Annotated in this window: 13 protein-coding genes; 10 read left to right on the forward strand and 3 right to left on the reverse strand. The window is 69.9% G+C overall.

Annotated elements, in window-relative coordinates; translation table 11 throughout:
• Positions 1 to 42 precede the first annotated feature (42 nt).
• The 8 genes from IE069_RS03495 to holA all read left to right on the forward strand — a co-directional run bounded on the left by IE069_RS03495 (position 43) and on the right by holA (position 12,353).
• Positions 43 to 1,746 carry a glycerol-3-phosphate dehydrogenase/oxidase gene (locus IE069_RS03495; protein ID WP_189348761.1) on the forward strand — a complete coding sequence of 568 codons (1,704 nt, stop codon included), beginning with the start codon at positions 43 to 45 and terminating at the stop codon, positions 1,744 to 1,746.
• Positions 1,747 to 1,805: 59 nt separating this feature from the next.
• Positions 1,806 to 2,537 carry an MIP/aquaporin family protein gene (locus IE069_RS03500; protein WP_189348720.1) on the forward strand — a complete coding sequence of 244 codons (732 nt, stop codon included), beginning with the start codon at positions 1,806 to 1,808 and terminating at the stop codon, positions 2,535 to 2,537.
• A gap of 49 nt (positions 2,538 to 2,586) precedes the next feature.
• Entirely contained in the window at positions 2,587 to 4,098 is a 1,512-nt protein-coding gene (gene glpK, locus IE069_RS03505) for a glycerol kinase GlpK (RefSeq protein ID WP_189348721.1), read from the forward strand.
• Positions 4,099 to 4,371: 273 nt separating this feature from the next.
• Positions 4,372 to 6,870, forward strand: a complete 2,499-nt coding sequence (leuS, locus tag IE069_RS03510) for a leucine--tRNA ligase (protein ID WP_189348722.1) — start codon at positions 4,372 to 4,374, stop codon at positions 6,868 to 6,870.
• Positions 6,871 to 6,888: 18 nt separating this feature from the next.
• Positions 6,889 to 7,836: a DegV family protein gene (locus tag IE069_RS03515; RefSeq protein ID WP_189348723.1), complete on the forward strand. Its 948-nt coding sequence runs from the start codon at positions 6,889 to 6,891 to the stop codon at positions 7,834 to 7,836.
• A 92-nt stretch (positions 7,837 to 7,928) separates the two neighbouring features.
• The gene (locus IE069_RS03520) at positions 7,929 to 8,669 is read left to right on the forward strand and encodes a ComEA family DNA-binding protein (RefSeq protein WP_189348724.1); all 741 of its coding nucleotides are present in this window, start codon (positions 7,929 to 7,931) and stop codon (positions 8,667 to 8,669) included.
• Positions 8,669 to 11,503 carry a ComEC/Rec2 family competence protein gene (locus IE069_RS03525; RefSeq protein ID WP_189348725.1) on the forward strand — a complete coding sequence of 945 codons (2,835 nt, stop codon included), beginning with the start codon at positions 8,669 to 8,671 and terminating at the stop codon, positions 11,501 to 11,503. The genes IE069_RS03520 and IE069_RS03525 overlap by 1 nt, the downstream gene beginning before the upstream one ends.
• A complete protein-coding gene (gene holA / locus IE069_RS03530; protein WP_189348764.1) occupies positions 11,469 to 12,353 on the forward strand; it encodes a DNA polymerase III subunit delta in 885 nt (294 codons plus the stop codon). Before IE069_RS03525 ends, holA begins: the two co-directional genes overlap by 35 nt.
• Before the next feature lie 110 nt (positions 12,354 to 12,463).
• Here the strand turns inward: holA and rpsT are convergent, their stop codons facing one another.
• Together rpsT and IE069_RS03540 are read right to left on the reverse strand one after the other, a co-directional pair.
• Complete coding sequence (gene rpsT / locus IE069_RS03535; protein WP_189348726.1) at positions 12,464 to 12,724, reverse strand: 30S ribosomal protein S20; 261 nt, start codon at positions 12,722 to 12,724, stop codon at positions 12,464 to 12,466.
• A 180-nt stretch (positions 12,725 to 12,904) separates the two neighbouring features.
• Positions 12,905 to 13,468 carry a type II toxin-antitoxin system PemK/MazF family toxin gene (locus tag IE069_RS03540; RefSeq protein ID WP_189348727.1) on the reverse strand — a complete coding sequence of 188 codons (564 nt, stop codon included), beginning with the start codon at positions 13,466 to 13,468 and terminating at the stop codon, positions 12,905 to 12,907.
• Between the two features lie 189 nt (positions 13,469 to 13,657).
• Here IE069_RS03540 and lepA point away from each other — a divergent pair, with 189 nt between their 5' ends.
• Both lepA and hemW read left to right on the forward strand, forming a co-directional pair.
• Complete coding sequence (gene lepA, locus IE069_RS03545) at positions 13,658 to 15,511, forward strand: translation elongation factor 4 (RefSeq protein ID WP_189348728.1); 1,854 nt, start codon at positions 13,658 to 13,660, stop codon at positions 15,509 to 15,511.
• 2 nt (positions 15,512 to 15,513) lie between these two features.
• Positions 15,514 to 16,743 carry a radical SAM family heme chaperone HemW gene (gene hemW, locus IE069_RS03550; RefSeq protein WP_189348729.1) on the forward strand — a complete coding sequence of 410 codons (1,230 nt, stop codon included), beginning with the start codon at positions 15,514 to 15,516 and terminating at the stop codon, positions 16,741 to 16,743.
• A gap of 16 nt (positions 16,744 to 16,759) precedes the next feature.
• Here the strand turns inward: hemW and IE069_RS03555 are convergent, their stop codons facing one another.
• The gene (locus tag IE069_RS03555; RefSeq protein ID WP_308425368.1) at positions 16,760 to 17,167 is read right to left on the reverse strand and encodes a DUF4870 domain-containing protein; all 408 of its coding nucleotides are present in this window, start codon (positions 17,165 to 17,167) and stop codon (positions 16,760 to 16,762) included.
• Positions 17,168 to 17,213: the final 46 nt, after the last annotated feature.

The following is a 17,213-nucleotide window of genomic DNA, read 5'->3' on the forward strand; positions in this document are numbered from 1 at the left end:
TGACCCCGTACGACGGGTCGCGTCACCACGTATTGAGGAGTCATCACCACCGTGCAGACCGAACAGAGCCGCCAGATCGTCCGCCAGCTTCAGGAGCGCCCCGCAGCCCGCGTGCTGGTCGTCGGAGGCGGAATCAACGGAGTCGCGACGTTCCGCGACCTCGCGCTCCAGGGCGTCGACGTCACGCTGGTCGAGCGCGGCGACTACTGCGAGGGCGCCTCCGGGGCGTCCAGCCACATGATCCACGGCGGCATCCGCTACCTGGAGAACGGCGAGTTCCGCCTGGTGCACGAGTCCGTCCAGGAGCGCAACGGCCTGCTCGAGGTCGCGGCCCACCACGTGAAGCCGCTGCGCACGACGATCCCGATCTTCTCCACGTTCTCCGGCATCCTCTCGGCGCCGACGCGGTTCCTCACTCACCGCTCCGGGAAGCCGACCGAGCGCGGCGCCGTCCTCATCAAGCTCGGCCTGGTGATGTACGACGCGTTCGCCGGCATCAAGCGCAGCACCCCGTGGCACACGTTCGTCGGCCGCAAGGCCAGCCGCGAGCAGCTGCCCGCCCTGCGGGACGACGTGAAGTACACGGCCACCTACTTCGACGCCTCCGTGCACAACCCGGAGCGCCTCACCCTCGACGTGCTGCGCGACGGCCTCGCCGCCAACCCGCAGGCCCGCGCCGCGAACTACGTCTCGCTCATCGGGAACGACGGCGGCGCAGCCACACTGCGCGACGAGCTCACCGGCGAGACCTTCGAGTTCGCCGCCGACGTCGTCGTCAACGCGACCGGCGCGTGGACCGACCTGACCAACACCGACATGGGCGCCGCGACCAGCTACATGGGCGGCACCAAGGGCTCGCACATCGTGCTCGACCACCCGGAGCTGCACGCCGCCTGCGCGGGCCGCGAGATCTTCTTCGAGCACACCGACGGCCGCATCGTGCTGATCTACCCGCTCGGCGACCGCGTCCTCGTGGGCACCACCGACCTCGAGGCCGACATGAGCGTCGACGCGGTCTGCACCGAGGCGGAGGTCGACTACTTCTTCGACCTCGTCGGGCACGTGTTCCCGAAGATCTCCGTGGAGCGCAGCCACATCGTCTACCGCTTCTCGGGCGTCCGCCCGCTGCCGCGCCACGACGACACCGCGCCGGGCTTCGTCTCCCGCGACTACCGGATCGAGCGCCGCGCCGGAGACAACACCGTGTTCTCGCTCGTCGGCGGCAAGTGGACCACCTTCCGCGCCGTGGCCGAGCACCTCACCAACGAGGTCCTCGACGAGGTCGGCCTGGCCCGCTCGGTGCAGACCACCGGCCTGGCGATCGGCGGCGGCCGCAACTACCCGACGACCGACGCCGGACGCCGTGCCTGGGCCTCCGCCCGCACGCGCTTCGCCAGCGCCGAGCGCCTGGACATCCTGCTCGAGCGCTACGGCACGCGCGCCGACGAGGTCCTGCCGTATCTGGGCGGGGAGAGCGACCTCCCGCTGGCCGGCCTGGGCAACCCGAACGAGCTGTCCACCGGCGAGCTGGCCTACATGGTCGAGCACGAGCAGGTCGGCCACCTCGTCGACGTGCTCGTCCGCCGCACCGCCCTCGCCTTCCGGGGGCTCGTCACCCGTGAACTCGTCGACCAGCTGGCGGACGAGCTCGCCTCGCGCCTCGGCTGGGACGAGGACCGGCGAAGCGCCGAGATCCTCGGCTGCACCTCGGTCCTGCACGAGAAGCACCAGGTCGAGCTCGTCTAGGCGACCTGCCCGACACCACTCACACCTGCAATGACAACGACTGACAAAGGAGTCACCTTATGACAGCCCAGATATTCCTCGCCGAGATGTTCGGCACCATGACGCTGTTGGCCCTCGGCTGCGGCGTCGTCGCCAACGTCGTCCTGGCCAAGACCAAGGGCTTCAGCGGCGGCTGGCTGCTCATCAACTTCGGCTGGGGGCTCGGCGTCTTCTCCGGCGTGTTCGTGGCCGCGCAGTCCGGGGCCCACCTCAACCCGGCCGTCACCGTGGGCCTGATCGCCAACCAGGACGTCCACGAGTTCGCCCCCGGCGTGGCCATCACGGTGGCCAACACCCTGCTCTACTTCGCGGCCGAGATGCTCGGCGCCTTCCTCGGCGCCGTGCTGGCATGGTTGACCTACCGCAACCACTTCGACCACCCGGACACCGAGACCGGGGCCAAGCTGGCAGTCTTCTCGACCGGCCCCGAGATCCGCAACAAGCCGTGGAACCTGGTGACCGAGATCATCGGCACGTTCTTCCTGGTCTTCGTCATCGGCAGCCTCGGCGGGACGCCGCACGAACTCGGCCCGCTGGCGGTCGGCCTGCTCGTCCTCGTGATCGGCGCCTCCCTCGGCGGCCCGACCGGGTACGCCATCAACCCGGCCCGCGACCTCGGCCCGCGCATCGCCCACGCGCTCTTGCCCATCAAGGGCAAGGGTGGTAGCGATTGGAGCTACTCGTGGGTCCCGATCGTGGGCCCGCTGGTCGGCGGCGCGCTGGGCGGCCTGACCGCCGGTGCGATCTTCTGACCCGACCCCCGACGCCGACACGCCCCACCACCACGTCAAAGGAGACCCCATGAGCTACATCATCGCGATCGACCAGGGAACCACGAGCAGCCGCGCCATCGTCTTCGACCAGGCAGGCAACATCGTCTCGGTCGGCCAGAAGGAGCACGAGCAGATCCTGCCGAAGGCCGGCTGGGTCGAGCACGACGCCGCCGAGATCTGGACGAATGTCCGCGAGGTCGTCGGGCAGGCGCTCTCCCGCGCCAACCTGACCCGCCACGACATCGACTCGGTCGGCATCACCAACCAGCGCGAGACGGCCGTCGTCTGGGACCGGACCACCGGTGAGCCGGTCTACAACGCCATCGTCTGGCAGGACACCCGCACGCAGGGCATCGTCGACGAGCTCGCGGCCGACGGCGGGACCGACCGCTACAAGGACCGGGTCGGCCTGCCGCTGGCGACCTACTTCTCGGGCACCAAGATCAAATGGATCCTCGACAACGTCGAGGGGGCCCGAGAGCGGGCCGACGCCGGCGACCTGATGTTCGGGACCACGGACTCCTGGGTCCTGTGGAACCTGACCGGCGGAACCAACGGCGGCGTGCACGCCACCGATGTGACGAACGCGTCGCGCACCCTGTTCATGAACCTCGACTCGCTGACCTGGAACGAGGAGATCCTCGCGGACTTCGGCGTCCCGGCCTCGATGATGCCGGAGATCAAGTCCTCGTCCGAGGTCTACGGGCACGTCGCCGGCTCGCAGCTGCTGCGCGAGGTCCCGGTCGCCGGCATCCTCGGCGACCAGCAGGCCGCCACCTTCGGGCAGGCCGCCTTCAAGCAGGGCGAGGCCAAGAACACCTACGGCACGGGCTGCTTCCTCATCTTCAACACGGGGGAGGAGATCGTCCACTCGGACAACGGGCTGCTGACCACCGTCGCCTACAAGCTGGGTGAGAACAAGACCGTCTACGCGCTCGAGGGCTCGATCGCCGTCGCCGGATCCCTCGTGCAGTGGTTCCGCGACCAGCTGGGCATCATCGCCAGCGCGCCGGAGATCGAGGAGCTGGCGAAGAAGGTCGACGACAACGGCGGGGTCTACATCGTCCCGGCCTTCTCCGGCCTGTTCGCCCCGCACTGGCGCCCGGAGGCGCGCGGCGCGATCGTCGGCCTGACCCGCTTCGCGAACAAGAATCACATGGCCCGCGCGGCGCTCGAGGCCACGGCCTTCCAGACCCGCGAGGTCCTCGACGCGGTCAACTCGGACGCGGGTGTCCCGCTGACGGAGCTGCGCGTCGACGGTGGGATGGTCGAGAACGACGCGCTCATGCAGTTCCAGTCGGACATCCTCGGCGTGCCCGTCGTGAGGCCCGAGATCATCGAGACGACGGCGCTCGGCGCGGCCTACGCCGCCGGCCTCGCCACGGGCTTCTGGAACGACCTCGGCGAGCTCACGGCCAAGTGGGCCGAGGACAAGCGCTGGGAGCCGGCGATGGACGACGCCGAGCGCGAGCGCCAGATGCGTCTCTGGCGCAAGGCCGTCCAGCGCACGCTGGACTGGGTCGACGAGGACGTGCTCTAGGGGCGCCTTCCGGCGACCGGCTTCAGCGGCGCGACGGGGGACGACGACGGCGGGGGACCGCCGTCGTCGTCCCTGCCCGTGCTGTAAACTGGCGGACATGGTATTGCGCCCAGCCCTACGTTGACCGCCGGAGACCATCCTCCCGGATGTCCCCGTGCGGTGCGCCCCTTGCATGCAAGGGGCTTTTGCATGTTCTGGCCAAGCCACCGGCACCCCGCGCCCCCGGGGCCACCGCCGATGCACGACGTACCTACAGTGAAGGTGAAACAACACGTGAGCACGCAGCCCAGCGAAGCGACCCAGAGCGGTACCGCGTACGACTTCCGCGAGATCGAGGCCAAGTGGGCCCCGGTGTGGGAGGAGCTAGGTGTGTTCACGCCGGCCGACGACGGCAGCCGCGAGCGCCGCTACGTGCTGGACATGTTCCCGTACCCCTCGGGCGATCTGCACATGGGCCACGCGGAAGCGTTCGCCATGGGCGACGTCGTCTCCCGCTACTGGAACCAGTGCGGCTACGACGTGCTGCACCCGATCGGCTGGGACTCCTTCGGCCTGCCGGCCGAGAACGCCGCCATCAAGCGCGACGCGCACCCGGCCGAGTGGACCTACAAAAACATCGACACCCAAGCCGCGTCCTTCAAGCGCTACGCGATCAGCGCCGACTGGTCGCGCCGCCTGCACACCTCGGACCCCGAGTACTACCGGTGGACGCAGTGGCTGTTCTCCCGCTTCTACGAGAAGGGCCTGGCCTACCGCAAGAACCACCCCGTGAACTGGTGCCCGAAGGACCAGACCGTGCTCGCCAACGAGCAGGTCGTCGACGGCGCGTGCGAGCGCTGCGGCACCCCGGTGACCAAGAAGTCCCTGAACCAGTGGTACTTCAAGATCACCGAGTACGCCGACCGGCTGCTCGACGACATGGAGCAGCTCAAGGGCCACTGGCCGGAGCGCGTGCTCCTGATGCAGAAGAACTGGATCGGCCGCTCCGAGGGCGCCCACGTGGATTTCGTCATCGCCGCCGAGGGCGACAAGCCGGAGGCGAAGACCACCGTCTTCACCACACGCCCGGACACCCTGCACGGGGCGACGTTCTTCGTCGTCGCCGCCGACGCGGACCTGGCCGGCGAGCTGGTCACCGACGCCCAGCGCCCGGCGCTGGAGGCCTACCAGGAGCAGGTCAAGGCGCTGAGCGAGATCGAGCGCCAGTCCACCGAGCGTGAGAAGACCGGCGTGTTCACCGGCCGCTACGCGACCAACCCGCTCAACGGCGAGAAGCTGCCGGTCTGGGCCGCGGACTACGTCCTCGCCGACTACGGCACGGGCGCGATCATGGCCGTGCCGGCCCACGACCAGCGCGACCTGGACTTCGCGAGGACCTTCGACCTGCCGGTGCGCGCCGTCCTGGACACCGGCGAGGAGGACCCGGCCGCCACGGGGACCGCCACCACCGGGGAGGGCACGCTGATCAACTCGGGCGAGCTCGACGGGCTGAGCAAGGCCGACGGCATCGCCCGGGCCATAGAGATCGTCGAGGCCGCCGGCACCGGCGAGCACACCGTCAACTTCCGCCTGCGCGACTGGCTGCTGAGCCGCCAGCGCTTCTGGGGCACCCCGATCCCGATCATCCACTGCGCCGCGTGCGGCGAGGTCCCGGTTCCGGACGAGCAGCTGCCGGTCCGCCTCCCCGACAACCTGCGCGGCGAGCAGCTCTCCCCGAAGGGCACCTCGCCGCTGGCCGCGGCCGAGGAATGGGTCAACGTCGACTGCCCGCGGTGCGGCGGCGCCGCCCAGCGGGACACCGACACCATGGACACGTTCGTGGACTCGTCCTGGTACTTCCTGCGCTTCGTCTCGCCGGACTACACCGAGGGTCCGTTCGACCCGCAGGCGGTGCGCGACTGGATGCCGGTCGGGCAGTACGTCGGCGGCGTCGAGCACGCGATCCTGCACCTGCTCTACGCGCGCTTCTTCACGAAGGTCATCCACGACCTGGGTCTGATCGACGCCACCGAACCGTTCAGCGCCCTGCTCAACCAGGGGCAGGTGCTCAACGGCGGCCGCGCCATGAGCAAGTCGCTGGGCAACGGCGTCGACCTCGGCGAACAGCTGGACGTGTTCGGCGTCGACGCCGTGCGCCTGACGATGATCTTCGCGTCCCCGCCCGAGGACGACGTCGACTGGGCCGACGTCTCCCCGTCCGGCTCGGCCAAGTTCCTGGCCCGCGCCTGGCGGCTCGCCGGCGACGTCGCCAGCCGCCCCGGCGCCGATCCCGCGGCGGGCGACGCGCAGTTGCGCTCGGTCACGCACAAAACCGTGGCCGAGGCGACGGAACTGCTGGACTCCGGCAAGTTCAACGTCGTGGTCGCCAAGTCGATGGAGCTGGTCAACGCGACGCGCAAGGCGATCGACTCCGGCGCGGGTGCGGCCGACCCGGCGGTCCGCGAAGCCGTGGAGACCGTCGCCGTCATGCTCAGCCTCTTCGCCCCCTACACGGCGGAGGACATGTGGGCCCGCCTCGGCCACGAGCCGTCCGTCGCGAAGGCCGGCTGGCCCGCGGTGGACCCGGCGCTGCTCGTCGACGACACGGTCGTCGCCGTGGTCCAGGTCAAGGGCAAGGTGCGCGACCGCCTGGAGGTCTCGCCGGACATCAGCGAGGACGAACTGCGCGCGACGGCACTCGCTTCCCCCGCCGTGCAGAAGCTCCTGGACGGCGCCGAGCCGCGCAAGGTGATCGTCCGGGCGCCGAAACTCGTCAACATCGTCCCGGCCTAGGCCGGTAGGCTGCACAGTATGGGCAACGCTCGGGGCAGACAGCCGGCGGGGTGGATCGAACGACTCCGCGGGCTGGCCTCCTCCGAGCCGCGGCAGGCCGGTGGCGCCGAGACGGCCGACCGCGTCGCCGTCGTCACGGACAGCGCGGCCGCCCTGCCGGAGGACTGGCTGGAGCCGTTCGGCGCCGGCGTGCGTGTCGTCCCGATGCCCGTCATGATCGACGGGCAGATCTACACCGAGGGGCACGACGACGTCGAGACCGCGCTGGCCACGGGACTCGCCACGGGCGCCCGGATCAGCACGTCCCGTCCGGCACCGGGCGTCTTCGCCCGCACCTACGGCGACCTGGCGGAGACGGGGTACACGGCCGTGGTCTCCGTCCACCTCTCCAGCGGACTCTCCGGGACGGTCGACGCCGCCCGGCTGGCGGCGCGGGACGCAGCGATCGACGTGCGCGTCGTAGACTCCGAGACCGTCGGCATGGCCCAGGGGTACGCCGTCCTCGCGGCGCTGGAGGCGGCACGCGGCGGCGGGAGCGCGGACGACGTCGCCGCGGCCGCCGCAGCCGATGGTCCCGGCAGCATCAACTTCGTCGTTCCCACGCTGGATCAGCTCCGGCGCGGTGGCCGCATCACACTGGCGGCCTCCGTGCTGGGCACGCTGCTGTCGGTCAAACCGCTGCTGACCGTGCGCGACGGGCAGATCCAGGTCCGCGACAAGGTGCGCACCCAGTCGCGCGCCCTCGACCGCCTCGTGGAGATCAGCCGCGACGCGGCCACGGCCCGCGCCGAGAAGAGCGGCCGCCCCGCCCGGATCGCCGTGCACTGCTACGGGAACACCGACCAGGCGCAGGAGATCGTCCACGAACTGGCGGCCTATGCCGACGGCGAGGTGCGCGTCGTGGGGCTGCCCGCGGTTCTCGGCGCGCATACGGGGGCCGGCGTGGTCGCCGTCGTCGTGGCCTGACTCCCCGTCCACAGGCGGCGCTTCCGCGGCGCCGGTCCACAGGCCGCGCTTGGAACGGAATCGAGCAGGCGCCGCCGCCCTAGCGTCGAGGCATGGTCCGACACCGCTGGCAGACGCGCGACAACACCCGGGAACGGCCGTCACCGGCCCGTGTGCGCTGGTCGCTCGGCCGGGGTGCCCTGGTCTGCCTGGCGGTCGGCGTCATCGTCTGGATCGGGGTCAGCCTCGTCGTGCGGCCGTGGGTCGGCGGCGGCCGGGAGATCGAGACCGTCGAGCTCGACGAGCGCCCGCAGACCTCCGCCGCTTCTCCGACCGCCTCTCCGACCGGCAGTCCGACGGCTTCGCCGCAGTCGTCGCGGGACTCGGATCAGCAGCCCGCGGCCGAGGACGTCCGGACGGTGCTGGTGCATGTTGTCGGCGCCGTCCAGGAGCCGGGAGTCTACGAGCTGGACGGCGGCGCCCGCGCCCTGGAAGCCCTCGAAGCGGCCGGCGGGGCGACCGGCGAGGCGGCGACGGAAGGCGTCAACCTGGCGGCCGAGGTCGCGGACGGCCAGCAGATCTGGATCCCGACCCGCGACGAGGCCGGCAGAATGCCCGCACCGCCGCCGGCCGGCGGGACGACCGGCGGAGCAGAGGGTGCAGCGTTCGTCAACGTCAATACGGCCGGGGCCGCCCAGCTGGAGGAACTGCCGGGGATCGGCCCGGCCCTCGCCGGGAGGATCATCGACTTCCGCGAGCGGAACGGACCGTACCAGGGCATCGCCGACCTCGACGCCGTCTCGGGCATCGGGCCGGTGCTGCTCGAGCAGCTCGGCGACGTCGTCGAGTTCTGATGCCCACCGCGGCCGGGGACACGCACCGGGACGGAGAGCGCGCCCGATTCGATGCCCGGGGCATCTGGGCGGTCGCCGGGGCGTGGGGGACCGCGCTCGCGTTGGGAGGAGCAGACGCCGGCGCCGCCGGATGGGCTGCGGCGGGGGGAGTGGGCCTGCTCTTCGGGCTCGTCTGGCTGCTGGTCCGGAACCAGGGGCTCATCGCCTGGTCGCACCACCTGTGGGGGCCGGCCGCGGCGACCCTGGCCGGGGCCACGCTGGTGGCCTCCACCGTGGCCCTCGCGGGCCCCGCGAATTCGGGCCTGGCACGGCTGGCCGAGCACGTGGCGGGCGGGCCGACGGTGCGGATCGAAACCGAGCTGACCGGCGACGCGCTGCCGGTCTGGAAGGAGGACGTGTGGTCGACCCGGGACGGTGAACCCGCATCGGTGCCACCCGCGCCGCGGCCCGTCTGGGACGCCCCGCCGCCGAGGCCCGACGGGCTCGGGACGCGAGCCGGTCCGGGCCGGTGGGAGCTGGCGGGAGCGGCGACCGTGCAGCGCTTCTGGTCCCGGGGCCGGTGGCACGAGGCGGACGTGCCCGTGTACCTCCGTTTGGCGCCGGCCGCGGGAACCCCGGAACGCCCGGGGCCCCTCCGCGCCGGGACGAGGATCTTCGGGTTCGCGACCCTGCAAACGGCCGAGGACGGCATGAACCACTCGTTCTGGGCGACCATGGGCGCGGGCTCCACGATCGTCGAGTCCGACCGGAGCGGGCTCGTGCACCAGCTGAGGGACCGGTTCGTCGAACGCAGCCAGGGCCTGCCGGCGTACGGGTCGGCCCTGCTGCCGGGCATGGTGATGGGCGACCGCAGCGGTCAGTCCGAGCAGCTGGACGAGGCCATGAAGGTGACCGGGCTGGCCCACTTGACCGCCGTCAGCGGTGCCAACTGCGCGTTCATCATGGGCGCAGTGCTGTGGCTGCTGAGGCTCGCCCGCTGCCCGCGCTGGCTGGCCTTCGCCGGGGCTGCGGGATCGCTGGCCGGTTTCGTGGTCCTCGTGGGCTTCGATGCCAGCGTGGTCCGAGCGGCCGTCATGGGCGCCATCGCGGCAACAGCCGTCTTCGTCGGCCGCGGGCGTCAGGCGTTCGCCGCGCTGTGCGCGTGCAGCGTCATCCTGCTGGGCCTCAACCCCGGCTTCGCCCGCGACCCGGCCTTCCAGCTCTCGGTGCTCGCGACGGCGGGGATCGTCGTCATGGGCCGACCCATGGCGGGGCGACTCGCGCGGCTGATGCCGGGATGGCTGGCCCAGGGGGTCGCCATCAGCCTGTCCGCGCAATTGTCCTGCCAGCCGGTCCTGGTGGCACTTCAGCCGAGGCTGGCCACCTACGGGGTCCTCGCCAATCTCGTCGTCGCGCCCCTCGTGCCGGTCATCACCGTGGCAGGGACCGCGGGTCTGGTCACCGCCGCCCTGCCCGGACACCTCAGCCAACCGCTGGTGCAGCTGTCCGGGTGGCTGGCCCATCTCGTCGGTCTCCTGGGGACGGAGATCGCCGACTGGCCGGGCGCCTCCGTCCCGTGGCCCGAGGGCGGGACGGGTTCGGGCCTGGCGGCTGCCCTGGCCACCTGTGCGGCATTCGCGGTGTGGGCTGCCGCCCGGCGGGCAACGGGACGGGGAGTCGCCGGAACGTCGAGCCGCAACCGGACGGGGCCGGCACCGGGAGGCGGGCCGTGGGGTGTCGCGACCGCGGCCGCGGTGACGGCGGGCGCAGCCCTGATCGCCGGCGTCGTGCTCCCGGCGACGCCGCTGATGGAGCCACCGGCCCGCGCATGGAATATCGCGGCCTGCGATGTGGGCCAGGGGGACGCGCTGCTGCTCCGCACCGGTACGTCAGCCGCTGTCGCCATCGACGTGGGGGACGACCCGGAGGCGTTGCTCGCCTGTCTCGACAGGGTCGGCGTCGAGGCGCTTGATGCCGTCTTCATCAGTCACCTGCATGCCGACCACGTCGGCGCCCTCGCCGGCGTGCTCGCGCGGCACGATGTAGGAGTCATCTACTATTCGACAGCTCGACCATTTGCCGGGACCACGGCGGATCCGCCGGCTCGGCTGGGAGATCTGGTCGGCGGGTCGGGCGCCGGATCGCCCCCGATCCGCCGGCTCGTGGCCGGCGACAGGGGCGCTTTCGAGAAGGGAGAATTCTCCCTGGCCTGGGAGGTCTTGTGGCCGCGCGCCGACAGTGTCCCCGGAGAGGAGAACGACGCGTCGTTGGTCATGGACCTGCTCGTCGGCGAATCGGGTGCCCGGGCGCGCATGCTCGCGACGGGGGACATCGAGGAACAGGCCATGTCCGTTCTGCTGCGCGAACGACCCGACCTGCGGACGGACGTGCTGAAGGTCTCCCACCATGGTGCGGCCAACGGGGGCACGGAGGCGCTCGAAACCAGTCTGCCGGGCGTGGGCCTCGTGAGCGTCGGGCGGGAGAACACCTACGGCCATCCATCCCCTCGCGTCGTGGAGGCCTATGCGGCCGCCGGCGTCCCCCTGCTGCGGACCGATGAACGGGGAACTGTGCTGGTGGACCTGGAGAACGGGTCCGGAGCCGGACGGCTGACGATCCGGGCGATCGGCCCGCGCCGGGCGAACCGGCGCGATAGGATCGTAGACCGACGTCATCGAGGAGGAATTCATGGCAGGAGCGAGCCAACGGCGCGGTGGCCAGCGCGGCGCCGCCGATCCGCACGCTTGGCGGTCGATAGAGCCGGCACCCCTGGTGCTCCTGTCGGGGTCCGAGGACTACGTCGCCTCGCGCTGTTTCGATTTGGTTCGCCGGCAGGTCCTGGACGCGGCGCCTGATACGGAGGTCACCCGGTTCGACGCCGCGTCGTACGAGCGGGGCGAGTTCCTCATGGCCGCGAGTCCCTCGCTGTTCGGGGAGTCCAAGCACATCGAGGTCCGGGGTCTGGCGACGATGAGCGAGGACTTCCTGCTCGACGCGCTCGAGTTCGTGAAGAACGGCGCCGAGGACGTCACCGTGGTCATGCACCATTCGGGCGGGAACCGGGGCAAGAAGCTCCTCGACGCGCTGAAGAAGGCCGGGGTCCCCACCGTGCCGTGTCAGCCGCTGAAGAAGGACGCGGACAAGCTGGAGTTCGTGGCCCAGGAGTTCCGGCACAACCGCCGCAGAATCCAGCCGGACGCTGCCCGTGCGCTGGTCGCGGCTGTGGGATCAGATCTGGCGGAGCTCGCCTCCGCCTGCTCGCAACTCGTCCAGGACGCAACCGGGGAGATCTCCCAGGAGAAGGTGGACGAGTACTTCGGCGGGCGCGTCGAGGCGACGGGATTCAAAGTGGCCGATGCGGCGTTGACCGGTCGCGGCGCGGTGGCGTTGTCGACGTTCAGACACGCGATCGCGACGGGCACCGATCCGGTTCCGATCGTCGCCGCTCTGGCGATGAAGCTGCGCCAGGTCGCCAAGGTCGCCGGCGTCCGCCAGTCGTCGGGCCAGCTCGCCCAGGAACTGGGGATGCCGCCGTGGCAGGTCCAGCAGGCACAGGAACAGGCGCGCTTCTGGTCTCAAGCGGATCTGGCCAGCTGTCTCGAACTCATTGCGGAGACGGACCAGCTGGTCAAGGGCGCCGGGCGCGATCCCGAATACGCTGTCGAACGCGCGGTGTCGAGGATTGCGATGTCGGCCCGGCGTTGATGGCCGCTCCCGCTCGGCTCGGGCCTCACCGCCCGGGGCAGGAGCAGGCGCGCATGCGAAAAGAGCGGGCCGCCCCAGTGGGGCGGCCCGCTCTTCGTCAGTCGGTTGCTTTAGAGGGAAGCAACCTTCTGCGCGATACCCGACTTGCGGTTGGCAGCCTGGTTCTTGTGGACAACACCCTTGCTGACGGCCTTGTCCAGCTTGCGGCTGGCAGTTGCGAGGGCCGCGGTGGCGGCTTCCTTGTTGCCAGCTGCAACTGCTGCGTGAACCTTGCGGATCAGCGTCTTCAGCTCGGACTTGAACGCGGCATTGCGCGCGCGCGCCTTCTCGTTGGTGAGAATGCGCTTCTTCTGGGACTTGATGTTTGCCACTTAGGTAAACTCTCTTGCTGTTGTGGATAAGGTCTGAGGGTTATCTACTGGAGCCATTGACTGAGCGGCGTGGGGATGCCTTTGGCGACTCCGTAAGACGCGCCCGTCGACCTGCACGGGCACATTGCCGCCAAGTCTATCTGTAGTTTGCCGCCTGCGCAAAGGCGCTGCGGCCGGGGATCAGCCGGCGTAGCGCTCCGCCACGCGCTGGGCCACCCGCTCGAACCGGTTCTCGGCGAGCACGGCACCCTCGCGTCGCACACCGGAGGGCAGCAGGCGGATGACGCGGTCGACCTTGACCTCGCTTTCGCGCCCCCTGTCGTCCCAGTCGCCGGAGCCGATGTCGACGTAGTCGGGGTCTGCCTGGTCCTCGTTGTTGCGGTCCCTGCTCGTGAGCATCAGGGCCAGCAGGTACCGGCCGTCGCGCCCGATCAGGAGGACCGGGCGGTCCTTGCCTTGGCCGTAGTCCTCTTCGTAGGGCACCCACGACCAGACGATCTCTCCCGGGTCCGGTTTCCCGTCCGGTGCCGGCGCGTAGACCGGCTGGATGCGTCCGGAGAAGTCTCCCGGATAGCCGCCCGCCTCCCAGCTGCCGCTGCCCACCTGGCCGGGGACGACGTCGGGGTGCCGGCCGCCGCGGCCGCCCGGTGATTCGTTGGACGCGCGGCGGGCCTTCTTCACTTCGCGGACGACGCGGCCGACGATGCCGGCCCACCTTCGCACGGTTCGCACGTTGATCTGCATGACAGCAAGCTACCAGCCGTGGTCGGCGATCCGGCGGATGAGCAGCCTACGTGACGGGCCGGCGGTCCGTCGCCTGCGGAACGCGTCGGATGCGGGACGGCGGGGATTTCATGGGATGATGGGGCATTGCGGCCGCGTGCGGCCGCGAATTGGATTTGTCCGTGTCCGTATACCAACGAGGTCTTCAACGTGTCACCATTGGCCCGCACCGCACCGGTGCCCGCCGCCACCGATCCGGCGATCATCAGGAACTTCTGCATCATCGCGCACATCGATCACGGCAAATCGACTCTGGCTGACCGGATGCTGCAGGCGACCGGTGTCGTCCAGCCCCGCGAGATGAAGGCCCAGTACCTGGACCGGATGGACATCGAGCGCGAGCGCGGAATCACGATCAAGTCCCAGGCCGTGCGCATGCCGTGGGAGCTCGAGGGCAAGGCCCACGCGCTGAACATGATCGATACGCCAGGCCATGTCGACTTCACCTACGAGGTCTCGCGGTCGCTGGCAGCGTGCGAAGGGGCGATCCTGCTCGTGGATGCCGCGCAGGGCATCGAGGCCCAGACGCTGGCGAACCTGTACATGGCCATGGAGAACGACCTGACGATCATCCCGGTCCTCAACAAGATCGACCTGCCCGCGGCCCAGCCCGAGAAGTACGCGGAAGAGCTCGCCAACCTCATCGGCGGTGAACCGGAGGACGTGCTTCGGGTCTCCGGCAAGACCGGTGAGGGCGTGGAGGCGCTGCTGGACAAGATCGTCCGGGACCTGCCGGCCCCCGTGGGGAACGCGGACGCCCCGGCGCGGGCGATGATCTTCGACTCGGTGTACGACAGCTACCGCGGCGTCGTCACCTACGTCCGCGTGGTCGACGGGAATCTGAAGCCGCGCGAGCGTATTCAGATGATGTCCACCCGGGCCACCCACGAATTGCTGGAGATCGGTGTCAGCTCGCCGGAGCCGACGCCGACGAAGGGGCTCGGCGTGGGCGAGGTCGGCTACCTGATCACGGGCGTGAAGGACGTGCGCCAGTCGAAGGTCGGCGACACGGTGACGACCCTGAACAAGCCCGCGAGCGAGCAGTTGGCCGGGTACGACGAGCCGAAGCCGATGGTCTTCTCCGGCCTGTACCCGCTGGACGGATCCGACTACCCCACGCTCCGAGACGCGTTGGACAAGCTGCAGCTGAACGACGCAGCGCTGGTCTACGAGCCGGAGACCTCCGTCGCCCTCGGATTCGGTTTCCGCGTCGGCTTCCTCGGGCTGCTGCACCTGGAGATCATCCGCGAGCGACTCGAGCGCGAGTTCGGGCTGGACCTGATCTCGACGGCCCCGAACGTCGTCTACGACGTCGTGGTCGAGGGCAATGAGATGTTCACCGTGACCAATCCGAGCGAATTCCCGGAAGGGAAGATCCTCGAGGTGCACGAGCCGATGGTCTCCGCGACGGTGCTGGCCCCGAGCGAGTTCGTCGGCACTATCATGGAGCTGTGCCAGGCGCGCCGTGGCCAGATGGGCGGCATGGACTACCTGTCCGAGGACCGCGTCGAGATGCACTACCGGTTGCCGCTGGCCGAGATCGTGTTCGACTTCTTCGACCATCTGAAGTCGCGCACGCGCGGCTACGCGTCCCTGGACTGGAAGCCGGACGGCGACCAGGTCGCCGACCTGGTCAAGGTCGACGTTCTCCTGCAGGGGGACCAGGTGGACGCTTTCAGCGCGATCACGCACAAGGACAAGGCCTACGCCTACGGCGTCAAGATGACGCAGAAGCTGCGCGAACTGATTCCGCGTCAGCAGTTCGAGATTCCGATCCAGGCGGCGATCGGCTCGCGCATCATCGCTCGTGAGAACATCCGTGCCATCCGCAAGGACGTCCTGGCCAAATGCTACGGCGGCGACATCAGCCGCAAACGCAAGCTGCTGGAGAAGCAGAAGGAGGGCAAGAAGCGGATGAAGACGGTTGGCCGCGTCGAGGTCCCTCAGGAAGCCTTCATCGCCGCGCTGTCCTCGACGTCCGCTGCCGGGGAGAAGAAGAAGTAGTCGTGCCTTCTACGCTGCCGCTGGGTGATCCGGCCCCGGTCGACGGCAGGCTTCCCGGAAGTGCTGCCGACGGTGCTGGAGAGCGGACCTTCTCGGTCTACGTCCACATCCCGTTCTGCGCCGTCCGCTGCGGGTACTGCGATTTCAACACGTACACGGCGACCGAGCTCGGCTCCGGTGCCAGCCAGGACTCCTATGCCGACGCCGCGGCGCGCGAGGTGGTCTTCGCCGCGGGTGCCCTGCGGGCGTCCGGCATCGCCGACCGTCCGGTGGAGACCGTGTTCTTCGGCGGCGGGACGCCCACGTTGCTCCCGGCCGAGGATCTCGTCCGGATCCTCGCCGAGATCCGTGAGGTGTGGGGCATCGCCGACGGGGCGGAAGTGACCACGGAGGCGAACCCGGAGTCCGTGACGCCCGAGACGTTCAGGGTCCTCGCGGCGGGTGGGTTCACCCGGGTGTCCATCGGCATGCAGTCCGCGGTCCCGCACGTCCTGGAGGTGCTCGACAGGACCCACCGCCCGTCGCGGGTCCCGCTGGCGGTCCAGTGGGCGCGCGAGGCCGGGTTGAGCGTCAGTGTCGACCTGATCTACGGCACGCCGGGGGAGAGCCTGCAGGATTGGGAGACGAGTCTCCGCGAGGCCGTCTCCTACGAACCGGACCACATCTCGGCCTACGCCCTCATCATCGAGGACGGCACCAAGTTGGCCGCACAGATTCGCCGCGGCCAGGTCCCCGACATCGACGACGACGATCATGCGGACAAGTACCTCCTGGCCGACCGATTGCTCGCAGAGGCCGGCTTCGACTGGTACGAGGTCTCCAACTGGTCCCGTACCGAGGCCGGCCGGTGCCGGCACAACCTCGCCTACTGGCAGGGCGGCGACTGGTGGGGGGTCGGGCCCGGAGCCCACTCGCACGTCGGCGGCCTCCGCTGGTGGAACGTCAAACATCCGTCCGCATTCCAGCAGCGGATCGATGCCGGTGAATCGCCGGCCGCCGGGCGGGAGGAGCCCGACGAGGAGGCGCGCCTGCTCGAACGGGTCATGCTCCTGTCGCGGATCAGCGACGGACTGCCGACAGCCCAGCTGCCGCACTCGGCGCGCCACGAGGTCGCGGGGCTCATCGCCGACGACCTCGTCGAGGGGCCGGCCGCGATCCGCGGGACGATCAGACTGACGCTCCAGGGGCGCCTGCTGGCCGACGCGGTGGTTCGCCGACTGCTGGGTTTCTGAGGCGGGCCGTGTCCCGCTAGGAGATCAGCCGCAGGTTGATCCGGTACCGGTAGGGCCGACCGCGGTTGGCCTCCAACCCGGCGACAACCCCGTTGACGCTGACGAAGACCCAGATCCCGACTGCGATGATCGCGAAGATGCCGCCGATGAATGGGAGCAGGGTCAGCAGATTGCAGACGATCGCGATCACGGTCAGGGGCAGCGTGAAGTTGAAGGCCTCCTTGGCCTCCTGCTCCGTGAATGCGCCGCGGTCCCGGTAGACGTAGTAGATGATCGCCGAGGGCACGCAGCCGAGAATGGCCCCGAAGTGGGCCATGGTGGCCCACTGCCTGTCCTGGCTGGGCGTCAGGGGCTCGGCCGCCGGGGAGGAACCCTCGAATGGCGCATCCGGGTGCGGCTGGGGGTCCTTCATCCTCTCGTTCACAAGGTTTCCTTCGCTGAGCGTGATTCATCGCCGGTCGTGTGCGACC

Source organism: Zhihengliuella salsuginis (assembly GCF_014651715.1).
Classification (GTDB): domain Bacteria; phylum Actinomycetota; class Actinomycetes; order Actinomycetales; family Micrococcaceae; genus Zhihengliuella; species Zhihengliuella salsuginis.

Excerpts from the sequence above, each read along its gene's own strand:
- IE069_RS03515 (WP_189348723.1), top strand. The coding sequence starts at position 6,889 with ATGGGCAACGCTCGGGGCAGACAGCCGGCGGGGTGGATCGAACGACTC.
- IE069_RS03520 (WP_189348724.1), top strand. The coding sequence starts at position 7,929 with ATGGTCCGACACCGCTGGCAGACGCGCGACAACACCCGGGAACGGCCG.
- IE069_RS03525 (WP_189348725.1), top strand. The coding sequence starts at position 8,669 with ATGCCCACCGCGGCCGGGGACACGCACCGGGACGGAGAGCGCGCCCGA.
- IE069_RS03500 (WP_189348720.1), top strand. The coding sequence starts at position 1,806 with ATGACAGCCCAGATATTCCTCGCCGAGATGTTCGGCACCATGACGCTG.
- glpK (WP_189348721.1), top strand. The coding sequence starts at position 2,587 with ATGAGCTACATCATCGCGATCGACCAGGGAACCACGAGCAGCCGCGCC.
- IE069_RS03540 (WP_189348727.1), bottom strand. The coding sequence starts at position 13,468 with ATGCAGATCAACGTGCGAACCGTGCGAAGGTGGGCCGGCATCGTCGGC.